The 15,432-nt window shown below is 63.6% G+C and carries 14 protein-coding genes; 7 read left to right on the top strand and 7 right to left on the bottom strand.

Annotated features, from left to right (window positions below):
- Positions 1-32: 32 nt before the first annotated feature.
- The 5 genes from QFZ30_RS01635 to QFZ30_RS01615 all read right to left on the bottom strand — a co-directional run bounded on the left by QFZ30_RS01635 (position 33) and on the right by QFZ30_RS01615 (position 6,295).
- On the bottom strand, positions 33-1,523 hold the full coding sequence (locus tag QFZ30_RS01635) for a lyase family protein (protein WP_307072861.1): 1,491 nt from the start codon (positions 1,521-1,523) through the stop codon (positions 33-35).
- Between the two features lie 45 nt (positions 1,524-1,568).
- Positions 1,569-3,326, bottom strand: a complete 1,758-nt coding sequence (locus QFZ30_RS01630) for an ABC transporter permease (RefSeq protein ID WP_307072859.1) — start codon at positions 3,324-3,326, stop codon at positions 1,569-1,571.
- Positions 3,323-4,408, bottom strand: coding sequence for an ABC transporter ATP-binding protein (locus QFZ30_RS01625; RefSeq protein ID WP_307072857.1), 1,086 nt, complete (start codon positions 4,406-4,408; stop codon positions 3,323-3,325). The genes QFZ30_RS01630 and QFZ30_RS01625 overlap by 4 nt, the downstream gene beginning before the upstream one ends.
- Before the next feature lie 85 nt (positions 4,409-4,493).
- Positions 4,494-5,567 carry an extracellular solute-binding protein gene (locus QFZ30_RS01620; protein WP_307072855.1) on the bottom strand — a complete coding sequence of 358 codons (1,074 nt, stop codon included), beginning with the start codon at positions 5,565-5,567 and terminating at the stop codon, positions 4,494-4,496.
- A 254-nt stretch (positions 5,568-5,821) separates the two neighbouring features.
- Positions 5,822-6,295, bottom strand: a complete 474-nt coding sequence (locus QFZ30_RS01615; RefSeq protein ID WP_307072853.1) for a DUF1990 domain-containing protein — start codon at positions 6,293-6,295, stop codon at positions 5,822-5,824.
- Positions 6,296-6,664: 369 nt separating this feature from the next.
- Here QFZ30_RS01615 and QFZ30_RS01610 point away from each other — a divergent pair, with 369 nt between their 5' ends.
- The 7 genes from QFZ30_RS01610 to QFZ30_RS01580 all read left to right on the top strand — a co-directional run bounded on the left by QFZ30_RS01610 (position 6,665) and on the right by QFZ30_RS01580 (position 12,584).
- Entirely contained in the window at positions 6,665-6,877 is a 213-nt protein-coding gene (locus QFZ30_RS01610) for a hypothetical protein (RefSeq protein WP_307072851.1), read from the top strand.
- A 220-nt stretch (positions 6,878-7,097) separates the two neighbouring features.
- A complete protein-coding gene (locus QFZ30_RS01605; RefSeq protein WP_307072849.1) occupies positions 7,098-8,123 on the top strand; it encodes a LacI family DNA-binding transcriptional regulator in 1,026 nt (341 codons plus the stop codon).
- Between the two features lie 58 nt (positions 8,124-8,181).
- Entirely contained in the window at positions 8,182-9,120 is a 939-nt protein-coding gene (locus tag QFZ30_RS01600) for a ribokinase (protein WP_307072848.1), read from the top strand.
- Between the two features lie 9 nt (positions 9,121-9,129).
- Positions 9,130-9,600, top strand: a complete 471-nt coding sequence (locus tag QFZ30_RS01595) for an RpiB/LacA/LacB family sugar-phosphate isomerase (protein ID WP_307072846.1) — start codon at positions 9,130-9,132, stop codon at positions 9,598-9,600.
- Between the two features lie 70 nt (positions 9,601-9,670).
- Positions 9,671-11,038 (top strand): MFS transporter, encoded by a 1,368-nt coding sequence (locus QFZ30_RS01590; RefSeq protein WP_307072844.1) that lies wholly within the window; start codon positions 9,671-9,673, stop codon positions 11,036-11,038.
- A gap of 186 nt (positions 11,039-11,224) precedes the next feature.
- Positions 11,225-12,070, top strand: coding sequence for a CPBP family glutamic-type intramembrane protease (locus tag QFZ30_RS01585; RefSeq protein WP_307072843.1), 846 nt, complete (start codon positions 11,225-11,227; stop codon positions 12,068-12,070).
- Between the two features lie 25 nt (positions 12,071-12,095).
- Positions 12,096-12,584, top strand: a complete 489-nt coding sequence (locus QFZ30_RS01580) for an NUDIX domain-containing protein (protein ID WP_307079974.1) — start codon at positions 12,096-12,098, stop codon at positions 12,582-12,584.
- Positions 12,585-12,702: 118 nt separating this feature from the next.
- On the opposite strand, the gene eat is transcribed toward QFZ30_RS01580, so the two are convergent.
- Positions 12,703-14,136: an ethanolamine permease gene (gene eat / locus QFZ30_RS01575; RefSeq protein WP_307072840.1), complete on the bottom strand. Its 1,434-nt coding sequence runs from the start codon at positions 14,134-14,136 to the stop codon at positions 12,703-12,705.
- Positions 14,137-14,255: 119 nt separating this feature from the next.
- Complete coding sequence (locus tag QFZ30_RS01570) at positions 14,256-15,296, bottom strand: phosphotransferase enzyme family protein (RefSeq protein WP_307072839.1); 1,041 nt, start codon at positions 15,294-15,296, stop codon at positions 14,256-14,258.
- Between the last annotated feature and the right edge of the window lie 136 nt (positions 15,297-15,432).

Raw genomic sequence — 15,432 nt, 5'->3', positions numbered from 1 at the left:
GACTGACCCACAAATGATGGTGATTCCGCCACTCACCAACGGCCTCTTTCGGCGTCCGCGGCCGTTGCCATCAGGCGTTCCCTGGCCGCGTCAATCAGGCCCCTCCTGCGTTGGACGTCACGGCCCAAGGCGTCTGCGCGGCCCTGCAACTCGGCGGCGTTGTGCTGGACAGCCTCAATGCCCGGACTCCCGCTCTGTGCACGGGCCAGGATGCGTTCGGGCTGCTGTCCTGCGCTGAGCGTGGTGGCCACGAGCTCTTCTGCAGCATCGATGCCGGCGTCTGCGAAGGCCTTGGCGACGCCGTCCGGGGTCCAGTCTGCCGGCGCGTCGGCTCGTACCAGCCGGCCGACAATATCGTGGGCTGTCCGCCATGGGATTCCCCGGGCGGCGAGTGCCTCCGCCACGGCAGTGGTGGTGGCTCCGGAGGCGACGATTTCAGCATGATCCGGCAGTTGGAGCACGCGCAGGTCCAGCAGCAGCCCGTCCATCATCCGCATGAAGCGGACAACGCGTTGGCCGGCGCGCCAGAGGTGCTTCTGTACGTCTGTTGTGGCGTTGTTTGAATCCTCGTACCAGGCGGAGCCGATGTTGGCGTATGTGGCTGCCATATCCGCCGCGGTAACACCGGCCATGGAGACCATGTGCTCCAGCACCACGGGGTTCTTCTTTTGCGGCATGATCGACGAGCCCTGGGTGTAGGCCGTTGGCGTTTCCACCCATTTGAAGGTCATCCACTCAAGCAGCACCCGGGAGAAACGGGCGCCGGTGGCGGTAATGCGGGCTTGGACCGCGGCCAGCCGCATGAAGTGCTCCGCTCCGGCCACGGCTTCGTAACTGGAGGTGAAGCTTGAATCGAACCCGGTCAGCTCGCCGACCATCACCGGGTCGATGGGCAGGTCGGTGCCGGTGAAGGCCGCTGATCCCAGAGGGGAAACGTTCAGCTCCGAGTAGATGCTGAGCATTTCCGTTGCCTGACTCACCATCGCTTCCGAAAGCCCTGCGAGAACGTGGCCGATCGTCGTCGGCTGGGCTGGCCGGCGGTGGGTGAACCCGATAATGAGGCTGTCCGCATTCGCAGCAGCCTGCGACGCCGCATCCCTGGCGGCTTGGACCACCAGGGCTGTCTGTTCCAGCAGCTGGCGCCGCAGCACCATCCGGAACACGCCGGCGTCCAGATCATTCCGGCTTCGGGCCAGCTGTACGTCCAGTTCGGATGTCGGGATGCGGCATTCGGCAGCGAGTTGCTGCTCCAGGAAGTAATACGGATCCTCAACGCTGCCGTCGAAGAAGTAAGTCTGCTCGCCCGATTCGGTTCTGGCCCACAGCGCCAGCAACCCCTTGAGCAGGACCTCCCCCCGGCCACGCGGCAGAATGCCCTGCCGCGTCAGCATCAGGACGTGCGCCAGGCTGGCTTCGACCATGGCCGGGTAGATGTACGGGGCTGATTCGTGGAAGGCGTCCCGCAGGTGGTTGTCCCAGTAGACGCTGAGATTTTCCTGATCCCTAAGGTCAGGGCGCGGCATTGACGGATTGGCTGGCACGTTCATTCGTATCACCGGTTTCGTGGATCAGGTAGGCGTGGGGGCCATAACGCGAGTAAGGGACGGCTCGGCGCCGGCGGGACCCTCGCCCCGTGGTTTCCTGGCGCGGCGGGGCGTTTCCAGCCGTTGAGCGATGACCAGGACGGCGAGGATCAGCACCATCTGAAGCGTGCCGTAGGCTGCGGCGGTGCCAAACTCATTGGAGTAGATGCGGTTGTAAATCTCCACCGACAGTGGAGCGTAGCGTGCGGGGTAGACCACCACGGAAGCCACATACTCACCGAATCCCTGGATGAAGGCCATCAGTGCACCGGCCAGGATGCCGCGCGACATCAGAGGGACCGTTACCGTCCGCAGGGTACGCCAGGGACCCGCGCCAAGGTTGCGCGCAGCTTCCTCGACTCCGGGGTCGATCTGGGCCAGCGAAGCGTTGGCGGAACGGAAGACCAAGGGCAGAAATCGCACGAAATAGGCCACCGGGAGGATCCAGAGGGATCCGATGAGGACCTGGCCAAGGTTGAACGGGCCAGGTGTGGCGAAGGCCGTGACGATGTTGACGCCGATGACGGTGCCGGGAAGCGCCCACGGGAGCATGACCATCACATCAAGCAGGCCTTTGCCCGGGCCTTTCCACCGGGTAACCACCCAGGCGGCGAGGACCCCGACGAGAATGCCGGCGAGCATGGCGGCAAAGGACATCTGGGCACTGACCAGGATGGGGCGCAGGGTGACGGGGTCCGTGAAGATCCGGGTGAAGTTTCCCAAGGTGTAGTCCGGCGGAAGAATCTGGGTGGTCCACGACCCATCCACGGTGAAGGACAACAGTGCGATCGTGGCCGGGGGTGCCATCAGGAACAGGACCACCAGCAACGATCCGACGCCGGCAGCAGTACGGGGCAGCACACCGTGCAGGACCTTCACGGCCTGGGGCGTCCCCTTGGATGCGCCGCGGTGGATGCGTCGGTTTTCGTACCAGCGCATTGAGAGCAGGAAGAAGATGGAAACGACAGAGAGGACCACGGCCTGGGCAGCGGCGACATCGTATGCGCCGCTGGTCCGTGAGGCGACGATCTGCATGGTCAGGGTCTGCACGTTGTAGAACTGCGGTGCGGTGAAGGATGCCATCGAGACCATGAATGTCAGCAGGGTTCCGGAGACGAGCGCCGGAGTGAGCATCGGCAGGAGGACCGTGCGCCACATCCGGAAGCGGCTCGCGCCGAGGTTCAACGCCGCCTCCTCCATGGAGGCATCGGATCCAGCCAGCGCCGAAGCGACGGCAAGGTAGAAGTAGGGGTACATGGTCATGGTGTGGACCAGGAGCACGCCCCATACGCCATTTGCGGAGACCGCCGCGGCGTCGGCCCCCAAATAGCGGGCCAGGAATCGCGGCAGTATGCCGCTTTCGGCGTACAGGAAGTAGAAGGACACGGCGCCGATCAGTGGAGGCAGCGCCATGGGCAGCAGTGCGAAGAGCCTCAGGATCCTTCGGCCCGGAAAATCAAAGCGGGACAGCAAGACAGCGAGTATCGTGCCGAGAATGCCCGTGGTCAGGACCGATCCCACCGAGATGCCCACCGAGAGGCCCAGTGCGGTTCCGGATGATCCGTTGAAGAACCCGTTGTAGGCGCTTCCGCTGCCCTCGGCGCTGGTGGCGGCGGTGGCAAACATCGGCACCACGATGTACACCAGGAGCACCAGCACCACTGGTGCAGCGAGGAGGAAGACGAACCGGTCCGACGACGTGAGGGAAGACCGGTTCCGGAGTTTCGGAGCAGTGATTGTCACGGCTCCACCAGCCACACCCGGTCCTGGTGCGGTGCCATCGACACCAGGTCCCCGGGTTCGGCACGGTCAACGCTGTCCGGCGCAGAGACGACGATCCGTTCGCCGTGCCAATCGATCTCGTAGACATTGACTGCGCCGGTGAACTCCGCGGTAAGGACCCTCCCGCTGAGCTGACCCGCCGTGTCCTGGCCGGGATTGACGGTGAGGATGATCGATTCCGGTCGGAGCGACACGGCTGCCTGGTCCCCGGCCGAGACCCGGGCGGAAATCGCCCCCTCGATCCGGGGTGTCTTGAGCACCGTGCCGTCGGCCAGACGGATGCTGACCGAGCCGGCGTCGACGCCCAGCACGGTACAGGCCAGCACATTGGAGCGGCCGATGAATCTGGCGACGAAGGACGTCGCGGGACGGTTGTAGACCTCGCGCGGTGACCCCACCTGATGGAGTTCGCCCGCATTGAGCACGGCCACCCGGTCGCTCATCGCCATTGCCTCGGCCTGGTCATGGGTGACGTAAAGGCAGGTGGTGCCCGCAGCCTTCTGCGTGGACCTGATTTCGGTGCGCGTTTCCTCCCGCAGCTTCGCGTCCAGGTTGGAAAGCGGCTCGTCCAGCAGCAGCGCAGCTGGACGGATCACAAGTGCCCGGGCCAGGGCCACACGCTGCTGCTGCCCGCCGGAAAGCATGTCGATCCGGCGGTCGCCGAACTCTTCGAGTCCCACCTGGGCGAGCGCCTCGTCAATCCGCCTTTTCTTGTCCTGTTTGGGCACGTTGCGCGCATTCAGGCCGTAGGCGACGTTTCCCCGGACGCTCATGTGTGGGAACAGGGCATAGTTCTGGAAGACCATGCCGGTGTCCCGCTTGTTCGGTGCCGCGTTGGTGACGTCCTTGTCGCCGAAGTGGATGCTTCCGCTGGAAGGCTGGATAAATCCTGCCACCATCCGCAGGGTTGTTGATTTGCCGCAGCCCGAAGGACCCAGCAGGGTGAAGAATTCGCCGTCGTCAATCGTGACTGTGAGGTTCGATACCGCCGGCTTGGCTCCCGGATATTGCTTGCTGATGCCGTTGAGGAAGACGCGTGTCATGGTTGCTCCACAGGGTGTGGTGGTTGCGTGCTGGCCGGGGCGGTGTGAGGCGGGGCGGACGGTGGCCGCCCCGCCAAACAAGGCGTTAGCTGCCGCCTTGGCCCTTGATGTTGGCAGCCCAGTAGTCGCTCCACTCGGGCTCGCTCTTGTTGACGCGTTCCCAGTTGACGTTCATTTCCTTCAGGTTCAGGCCAGCCAGCCAAGACGGTTCCTGGGGAAGCGAGATCGTGGGGATCTGGAAGTACGTCTCAGACAGCTTGCTCTGCTCCTCCTCGCTCATGAGGAAGGACAGGAAGGCATCAGCGCCTGCAGGAGACGGGCCGTTCTTGATCTTTGCCACGCCGTCAATCAGCATCGGCGCCCCGGATGCCGGCACTACCGGTGTGAAAGGCGCCTTCTGGTTCTGGATCTGCAGCATGACATCCTGCAGGTTCCAGGCAGTGACGGCGGCTTCCTGGCGTGTGATCCGCAGGTAAAGGTCTGTCGGGTTGGCGGCGTAGACCTTCGTGTTGGCATCCAGTTTCCTGAGCCACTCGTAGCCCGCCTCGGGGCTGCCTGCCGCGTCGAATTGGCGGTCAATCATCGCGGCGTAAATGCTGCGCATGGTGCCGGATGCCAGGACGTCGCGGATGGCGATCTTGTCCTTCATCGCGGGGCTGATGAGGTCATCCCAGTCCTTGGGAGCCTGGTCGGCGGTGAGCATGTCCTTGTTGTAGAAGATGACCTCGGCCAGCTTCATCTCACCCACCCAGAGACCGTCCGGATCGCGCTGGGCGGCAGGGACGGCGTCGATAACAGCCTGCGGAGCCGGAGCCAGTACCTGTTCAGCAGCTGCCTGCTGCATCTGCTGTTGGGTGCCGCCCCACCAGATGTCACCCTGCGGGTTGGACTTCTCCGCCTTGACGCGTTCCAGGGCCTCCTGGGCTCCCAGCGTCAACAGTTCGATTTTGCCGGCGTAATTCGGGTTGGCCTTTTCGAAATCTGCTATTACCTCGGTAGCCAGGGCTTTGTCCCGTGCCGTATAAATGGTCAGCGTCCCCGGACCTTCGGCACCGGGTGACGTTCCGGACGGCTGGGGAGAGTCGAGCCCGCAGGCAGACATTCCAAGAGTGAGTGCGAGACCGCCAGCCAGCAGCGCGAATCGCAATGGACGTGACATTGTTTTCTCCTAGTAACTTGGTCGGGCTGATGCGTGGAATAACTCAAATTGGTTCGGTCATTCGGCGCCCTCCGTGAAGAGCGTCGCATGCGAGTCATTCCCCATGGCGAACTCCACGGCTCGCCGATCATCAGGCGCCTTGTATGGCATCTCTTCCTCCTATGGGTATTGTCTGCTTCTACCAGCAACGACGCCATAGCCGGACCAGGGGTCAGCGGGCAGGATGATAGGGCCCGGAGCTCACCTTCCGGCAATCACCGGAGCGCGCGCAGGTATCGCCTTCGCACGATTCGCTGCGCCATCAGGAGGAGCGGGTAGAGAACCCGCCACGGTTGCTCCGATGCCGTCCGGGTGAGCGACCGAATGGTGAGATGCACTTCGTCGCCGTAACGGTGAACGATAAATGCTTCCTCGCCGCAGACGGGGTGCCCTGGCATGGTTCGGTACGAGAACCCGCTCCGGTCTGGCTCCTGCACCACAGCAACCACTTCGACTGGTACGACAACAGTGAAACCGAACAGGTGCGCCGTGACGACTACACGGTCGCCCGGCGACACCGGAGCCGTGGAGTCAACGGCAAACCCACTCGCGGTCTTCACTCTCCATCGGAGCACCTCGTTAGCGACGCGCTTCCAAACGGCGTCGCCATTTCCGATGACCGCCGTGACTTCTGATCGGCGATATTTGCGGTCGCTGGGAGGCCATCGGCGAAGATCCGGGCTTGTCATGCCTCGTCCCCTTCCAGCCCCGAGCCGACGCTCGGCTGGTAACGGCGTAACCCCACGCAGGCAGAGCCGCACATGCGAGTGCCGTCAGGAGTACGGACTTCATCCTAGTGCGCTGCAGGCACAAGGCTCCGGGGCAAGGACGTGCTTAGCGCTAAGGGAGCGGCAAAGTTTATGGATCGCCGCAGTTTCTGTGAACGTGTAATCGGTCACATTGGTGCCTAAAAAGTTGCAAACGCCGCTGGCCGCCATGAACCATAAATAAGGGAATGAGTTTCCCGCACCACCTAAGCCAGCAATCCTCACCGACGAGGATGCGGCCCCTGCAATGACGATTTGGGGCCGTCAACTGCATGAGTGAAAGTACTGACAATGACGACAAATACTGCCGACTCCGTAACGCTGAAAATCTGGGACCGGTCAGCTATCGACCACACCCTTGAGACGGTCATTCAGGACCTCTCCCCGCGCGCCACCGCCGCAAAATGCGGCATCGCCGTCACCCGCAGCGGGCCGAACACGTTCACCGTGAGCCTGCGCCACGACGCTCCCCTGGGCGCCACCTTCGAGGAAGTCACCCGCTAGGAAACAGAGCAAAGCGGACGACGGCGGGACCTCCCGCCGTCGTCCGCTTTCGTTGCCCATGGTGTCCACTTGGGTTGCCTGCATCTCGTGAAGAGCGCGAAGGCCCCCGGCACCCTCCCTGACTTTCTGAGTGTTGGCTCTTGACCGGCCTGGCATTCGGCCACATAATGGTGGAATCGTTTCCATGGAAACGATTCCACGACGAAGGGAGGACCCGGCAATGACGACGCGGACCATCACCATCAAAGACGTGGCAGACATGGCAGGCGTCTCCCCTGCAACAGCATCACGGGTGCTGTCAGGCAACCCGGCAACCTCTCCCGAGTCCAGGAAGAGAGTGATCGCTGCTGCGTCGCAGCTGGATTTTCATCCCAATGCCCAGGCCCGGGCGCTGCGGTCCACCCGGACCAACGTCATTGGACTGTTGATGTCCGATGTCCGCAACCCCTTCTTCGCTGATCTGGCCCACTCCGCTGAGCAGACTGCGCTGGCCGAAGGATTTGTCACGTTATTGGGCAACGCCAACGAGAACGCCGTTCAGCAGGACAGGTACCTGGACACGTTCATATCCCAGCGGGTGGATGGCGTTGTCGCCGCACCAGAGGGAATGGGGAGCTCCAGCCTTCGAGCCCTCCTGGCGAGGGAGATACCAACGGTCTTCGTCGACCGGACCATCGATGGCATCGACGTGCCAAGCGTGACCACGGACAGCGACAACGGAATCCGGCAGGCGGTGGAGCACCTGGCCCAACAGGGCCACACCCGGGTCGGATACATCGCGGGCCCCCAGGCGACCTCCACAGGACGGGACCGCCTCCGTTCCTATGCCAAGGCAGCACAAGACTATGGGATCAGCACGGATCCGGCCCTGATCTATTTCGGAGACTTCCAATCGCGCAGCGGCTCCGACGGGGCCCATCACCTCCTGAGCCTCTCCCAGCCGCCCACGGCATTGCTGGCAGCCGACAGCCCGATGGCAGTGGGTGCACTGGCCACCCTGAACCGGAAGGGGATGCGGATCGGCCGCGACATGGGACTCATCGCCTTCGATGACATCGAATGGTTTTCCCTGCTGGACCCGCCACTCACCGTCATTTCCCACGATGTCGAGGCGATGGGCCGCATTGCCGTCGAGCTTCTTCTTGAACTGATCAACGGAGGACAGCCATCGTCCGTAGTCCTCCCCAGCGAACTGATTATCCGGGCTTCATCGGGCACGGCTGATCCCGTTGTCGCGCGGACATGACCAACCCCGGAGCACGGCGCTGCGGGCCAGCCTCAACGCCAATGAAGGAGCAGGTCCAATGAACACGGTTTTTGTGGTCGGAAGCCTCAATATCGACCAGAACGTCCGCGTCCGCTCCCTGCCCCGGTCGGGGGAAACTGTCAGCGGCACGGACGCCACGTTCAGCCCCGGGGGAAAGGGCGCAAACCAGGCGGTGGCGGCAGCAAGGGCCGGCGCGGCCGTCGAATTCATGGGAGCAGTGGGAGACGACGCACATGGCCGGCGGATCCTTGAGATCCTCACCCAAGCAGGCGTGGACTGCAGCCAGGTCCCCGTCATTGAGGCAACGCCCACCGGGACAGCCATCATCGCCGTGGACGACGACGGCGAAAATCTGATCATCGTGAGCCCAGGGGCAAACTCGAGGCTCACCGAAGAGGACATCGACACCTTCCTCTCCAACGTCCGAAGCGGTGACGTCCTGACGCTCCAGCTGGAGATACCGTCCGGTCTGGTACGCCACGCGGCCCGCCAGGCGAAGGTGCGCGGCGCACTGGTGGTACTCAACGCGGCACCGGCGCCGGCAGGCATCGGCGGTCTCTTCGACGACGTGGACCTGCTGGTGGTCAACGAACACGAAATCCAGATCCTCGCCGGACTCACCGGGATCCCACCCGCTGACCACCGCGACCTGGTTCGGACCCTGCCGGAACTTCTTGGGCCGCGGATTGTCTGCACGGCCGGCGATGAAGGCGCCTACACCATCCTTGATGACGCCCTTGTGCACGTTCCCGCCCCGGCCGTTGACGCAACGGACACCACCGGCGCCGGCGACACCTTCATCGGCTACCTCGCCGCCTGCCTCCTCGCCCATCCCGCCGATCTGGCAGGCGCCATGACATTGGCCTCCCGCGCCTCGGCCCTGGCCGTCACCCGCAGCGGAGCGATGGAATCGATTCCATGGCTCCATGAGGTTGATCCGTCCCTCGCAAATCCCGGCTCCGTCATCCCGTCCTAAGGAGACCCATTGAAAATCGCACTCGGCAACGATCACGCCGGCTTCCCCCTCAAGGAATTCGTCAGAAATGTCTTGGAGGAACTTGGACACGAGGTCATAGACACTGGCGCGCCAAGCGAGGCGCCCGTTGACTTCCCCGACGTCACACGGGCTACCTGCGGGCTGGTCAAGTCCGGTCAGGCCCACCGTGCTGTGCTGGTCTGCGGCACGGGCGTTGGGGCCGTCATGGCTGCCAACAAGATCCCAGGCATCCGCTGCGCCCTGGGCCATGACGTGTACTCCGCCCACCAGAGCGTGGAACACGACGACGCGAACGTCCTTGCCATGGGCGCCTGGCTGGTCGGCCGGGCCACGGTCAGGGAAGTCCTCGAATCCTTCCTGGACGCGAAATTCGACAACGACGAAGACACCATCCGCCGGGTCCAAAAGCTGCGCGACATGGAGCTGGAAGGAGCCCGCGAACTCGCCGGCGAGCTCTGAACCACTGATCAACACCAGGTCCCAGGCGCCAGCCCAAGGCCATCCACCAATATCAAAGGAGATATAGAACATGACGATGGAAACCACCGAACGGCAGCGCCAGGCCGCCCACGGATCACCGGGAAAAATCAAGACCGCGATGGCCTCAGCTGCCGGAACATGCGTTGAAAACTACGACTTCGTGGCATACGGCACAGCCGCCGCCCTCTACTTCGGAAAAGTGTTCTTCCCGAACACCGATCCGGTGGTGGGGACCCTGCTGGCCTTCGCCACGCTGGCGGTGGGGTTCCTTATGCGCCCCATCGGCGGAGCCATCGGGGGCTATCTCGGTGACAAATACGGCCGCAAACCGGTGCTGGTGGGCGCCCTGCTCACTATGGGAATCGCCACGGTCCTGATCGGCTGCCTCCCCACCTACGCGCAGGTGGGAATCATCGCCCCCATCCTGCTCGTCATTATCCGGATGATCCAGGGCCTCGCCTTCGGTGCGGAATGGGGCGGCGCCGTGATGATGACCTTCGAGCACGCACCCTGGCGGAAGCGCGGCCGTTTCGCGGCCATCCCCCAGGCAGGAAACCCACTCGGCATCACCCTCGCCAACGCCGCGTTCCTGCTCTCCGCTTCCCTGCAGACCGACTGGGCATGGCGCCTGCCGTTCCTCGCCAGCGCCATCCTCATTGTCGTGGGGCTGGTGGTCCGGATGAAGCTCGAAGAATCACCCGAATTCGAACACACCAAGGCCACCGGCGCCATCGTCAAGAACCCCCTGACCACAGTCATCCGCACCGACTGGCAGAACATCCTGCGCGTGATTTCCCTGCGCATCGTCGAAAGCTGCGCGTACTACGTCACGGCCACGTATCTCCTGTCCTACATCACCAAGAACAACCCCGATGACAGGGCCATCGGACTCACCGGCATTGTGGTCGCCAGCCTCATCGCCATCCCCGTCACCATGATCGCCGGCGCCCTCACCGACCGCATCGGCCGGCGGAAGCTTTACCTCGCCGGGACGCTGGCCGTTATCGCATTCGGCTTCCCCATGTTCCTGCTCAGCAACACGGGAAACCCGTTCCTGATCGTTCTCGCGTTCGTCATCGGCATCGGGATCATCCACGCCACGTTCACCGGAACCCAGGGCGCCTGGTTCGCCGAGCTCTTCCGCACCAACACCAGGACCTCCGGTGCATCCATCGGTTACCAGGTCGCAGCCTCCATTTCAGGTTTTGCCCCCTTCCTGGCAGTTCTCCTGGCCTCTGTCTTCGGCTGGGCAGGCGGAGCCTCGCTCTACGTCCTGGTGGGCGTCATCGGCTTCGTCGGCGTACTGAACACCCGCGAAACCTGGGGCCCCAAGCAAAAGGCAGAGGTGGACGCCATCATCGCCGGTAAGCCAGTCCTCGCCACCGAGGGGGAGCCCGCTGCGTCAGCTGTCCGCTAAACACCACACGTCCTGAACTGAAAGCGGACGACGGCGGGACCTCCCGCCGTCGTCCGCTTGCGTCTGACGTAGCTCCCCTACCGGCAGAGCCAGGGCGCCCGCCCATTTCCGGATGCCCACCCAACAAGTAAACTTGGTGGCAGTCATCGAGAAATGCCACCCCGCGTTGAAGCAGCTGAGGTCAGCATGAGGCAACTATCCGAGGCGAAGTCCGAGATCCAGGCAGGCGGAGTCACGCCGCCGGCCGGCGCGTCGCTGAGCATAATCCCGGCAACGTTGGTGTCGGCGTCGGGCTTCATCCTGTTCGTACGTGAAGACCGGCTCACCGGGTTCATCCTGCTGGCAGCGGCCCTGGGCATCGCGGGGCTCATCGGCCGCCGGCTCTTCACGGACCTGGCCCTGATCGCCGTGGGTCTGACCGCCATGAGCGCTGTTCCCATCACCACGGACATCAGCACGGAGCACATGCTTGTCATGGGCACGGCCATGATTTTGGCCGTCGGGATCCCGTATGCCGTCTCGAGGTTCGTCACCAGGGAACATTCCATCAGGTTCCCGGTCAGGACCGGCCAGGCCTGGACCCGGGGTGAGAAGTGGTACCTGCCCGCAGTCCTGGTGCTCGGATACGCGGTGCTGCCGGTCTATATGGTCCGGTCCGGCGTCTACACCAACTGGCCCGCCGTCAGCGATCCCGAGGGCATCGGCCGCCTTTTCCTGGGGACAAACGTCCTGGGCATCTGGGACGAACTGTTCTTCATCTGCACTGCATTTACCCTCCTGCGCCGTCACCTTCCGGACTGGCAGGCCAACCTGCTGCAGGCTGTGCTTTTCACGTCATTCCTGTGGGAACTGGGATTCCACGCCTGGGCACCGTTTTTCATCTTTCCTTTTGCGCTGCTCCAGGCGAAGCTGTTCACGGTGACAAAATCCCTGTCATACATCGTGACCGTCCACCTGCTGTTCGACTTTGTCCTGTTCCTGGTCCTGCTCCACGCACACAACCGCGAGTGGCTGGACATCTTCCTCTATTAGCGTCAGTCAAACTTCGGGAGGACACATCACCGTTCGCAGCGCAGGCATCCTGCTGTACCGGCGGAGCGCAGGCGGGCAGCTGGAGGTATGGATAGCCCATATGGGCGGGCCTTTTTGGGCCCGCAAGGATGCCCGCGCCTGGTCCATCCCCAAGGGTGAATACCTTGAGGACGAGGATCCGCTGGTGGCCGCCCGGCGTGAATTCGCCGAGGAAATCGGTACGGCCGCACCGCCCGGTGACTACAACCACTTGGGAACTTTTCGGCAGCCGTCAGGCAAAATCATCACGGTCTTCGCAGCAGAGGCAGACTTCCGGCCGGAACAGATCGTGAGCAACACGTTCCCCCTCGAATGGCCTAAGGGATCCGGCACCATCGGGGACTTCCCCGAGATCGATGACGCGAGATGGATCGGAGAGTCCGAAGCACGCACCAAGCTGGTGAAGGGCCAAGTGCCTATCCTCGACGCGCTCATCCAGCTCCTCCCGGAACGCTCCGGCGGAGTAGTTATCTAAGAACAGCCAGCGGACGACGGCGGGACCTCCGCCGTCGTCCGCTTACGTTTAGGCCCGTTGAAGTGGGTGCCCTTGGGGCGCCGGATAGGAAAGTCCTGGAGACCCCCTCCTACGCTCGTCAGCGCAACTCGGCCTCCGATTCCCGGATGCGGGCGAATTCCTCTTCCGGCGCCCCCGCCACCAGACGGTGGCGGCTGTGGAAGGCGAAATAGAGGAGCCCGACGCCGAAGATGCCGGCAGTGATGGCGGCGGCCTGGATATCGACGAAGAAGGTGGCCACCACCGCGACGACCGCCAGGACCAGTCCGACGCCGGTAGTCACCACGCCGCCTGGTGTCCGGTACGGGCGGTGCAGTGCCGGTTCGCGCTTCCGCAGCAGGATGTGTGAGAGGTTGAGCAACACGTACGACACGGCGGCCCCAAAAACAGCGATGTTGATGAGCTTGTCGCCGTCGCGCACAGCGGCAGCGAGGATGAAGCCGATGACGCCCGGGACGATCAGCGCCCAGGTGGGGGTCTTCCGGGAGTTGGTCCGGCTGAGCCAAATGGGCAGGTAGCCGGCACGGGACAGCGCGAAGAGCTGGCGGGAGTAGGCGTAGACGATCGAGAAGAAGCTTGCGACCAGCCCGGCAAGTCCGGCGTAGTTGACGAAGACGGCGAGGTCTTCGTTTCCGACGGCGCGCAGCGCGTCTGGCAGCGGGCTGGCCGAGGTACTCATCAAGTCGCTGCCCGCGCCGCCGGGGGCAAGCACCAGAACGGCCAGGGCGGTGACCACGAGGACCGACATTGCAACGATGATGGCGCGGGGCATATCGCGCTGCGGATTTTCAGCCTCCTCGGCCGCCAGCGGAACCCCTTCCACGGCCAGGAAGAACCAGATGGCGAAGACCAGTGCCCCGACGATGCCGCCAACGCCGTTCGGCAGGAAGGAGCTCGCACCGGCTGCATTGCTCACCGGAATATCGAACAGGTTCGTGATTTCGAAGTGCGGCACCATCCCGACGACGAAGGCGATGAGCGCCACCACCGCTAGGCCCGTGATGGCGAACATGGCTTTCAGGGCCTCGCCCACACCGATCAGGTGAATTCCGATGAATAAGGCGAAGCAGACGAGGTACACCGGCCAACCGTCGGTGATGCCAAAGAGACCGAGGCTTTCCACATAACCGCCGATGAAGACGGCGATCGCGGCCGGTGCCATTGAATATTCGATCAGAATCGCGAGTCCGGTGGCAAAACCGCCCAGGCGTCCCAGGGCGCGGCGGGCAAAGCCGTAGCCGGCGCCTGCAACCGGCAGCGCGGAGGACATTTCGGCGAGTCCGAAGACCATGCAGGCGTACATGACGCCCATCAGCACAAAGGCGATCAGGAGGCCGCCCCAGCCGCCGGCTTCGAGGCCAAAGTTCCAGCCGGAGAAATCGCCGGATATCACGTAGGAGATGCCAAGGCCTGCGAGCAGAAGCCAGCCAGCGGCACCCCGCTTCAGGGTCCGTTGTTCAAAGTAGGCCTTATCGACGGCGCGCTGTTCGGCGGTCGGAAGAGTATCAGTCATGGGAATCTCCAGGGTCTGTTGGGGTGGAAGGTGGAGCGTTAACGGGGCGGTTGATGAACCACTGCGCACGAAAGAGCTATTTCTCGGTCGTTTAGCCAGAGTTCAGTTGTTGCCAGAGTTCAGTCGAAGAGCCAGGTAGGAGAGGCAAGGTACCGTTCGGCGACGGCCACGGTCCCAGGAACCTGTGCATCCCAAAGCTCGGCGGGCAGTGCATCGGCGCGGTGGGTGGTGGTCCAGCCGAGCATGGTCAGGCGGCGGATCATACTGAGCGCGGCGGCGTGGACGAGGTCGGCGCCGGTGAGCGGGCGGACCGTGCGGTAACCGGCCACCCAGCTCTTGGCGATGTCCGGCGCGTAAGGCTCGTGTTCGATGAAGGAAAGCGCGGAAGCGAAATCGTAGAGCAGCCACGAGAATCCGCAGTCGTCGAAGTCGATGACAGTGAGGGCACCGGCGTCGATCATGATGTTGGAGGGCCGCAGGTCGGCGTGGACCAGGCCCCAGCCGTCGCCCGATGCTGGAAGGCCTTCCAGCGCGCCGATCGCGGCGCGTTCGGCGCGTTCCAGCACGGCGGTCTGCTTGGGGGTGAGGTCCGCCCCGCGCCAGTCCCCCCATCTGCTGGTCTCACCGAGCATGTCGGCCAGCTGCCAGGAGAAGCGGGTGAAGTCGTCGGGCAACTGCCAGCTCTGCACCTGCCGGTGAAGCCGTGCCGTCGTGGCACCGATCTCGGCGTAGTAGGGCCGAGGATCGGCAAAGTCCTCAAGGATGTCGCCGGCCACGAAGGCGAAGGCTACGCAGTACCAGACGGACCCGCCCGGATCGGTGAAAGTCTGCAGCAGCTCACCATAAGCAGTGGGCACGACGTCGGGGACGCGCACCTCCGCTTCTTCGGCCAGCCGACGGACCCAAGTGAGTTCGCCGGCGATATGGCGGGCATCCCCCACATGGCCGGGGCGGTGCACACGCAGAACGGAGACCGGAACGCCGTCGACCTCTATGCGGAAGGTGGCATTCTCCGATACGGCGATCAGCGTGATGACCGTTCTGGCAGGCTCTAACCCCCAGGCAGAGGTCACGGCGTCGGCGATCCAGGGCGGGGCTGGTTCCCCACGTCGCAGGCCGTTGAACACGGCGAGTGGGGAAGTGTCTGTCAGTGCACTCATGGAAACTCCTCGGAGGCGAGGAGGGCTGGGCTCCGATAGCGAGTATGACACGGCGGAGCCGCCCAAACCGTGCCGACCCCGAGGAATTTACAGCCTCGAAATATAGCTGGGACCCGGAAACAAACCGTTCGATTAG

This window comes from Arthrobacter pascens (assembly GCF_030815585.1).
GTDB classification, from domain to species: Bacteria; Actinomycetota; Actinomycetes; order Actinomycetales; family Micrococcaceae; genus Arthrobacter; species Arthrobacter pascens_A.
Note: the sequence above shows the minus strand (reverse complement) of the source record. Positions and strands in the feature narration are given on the sequence as shown.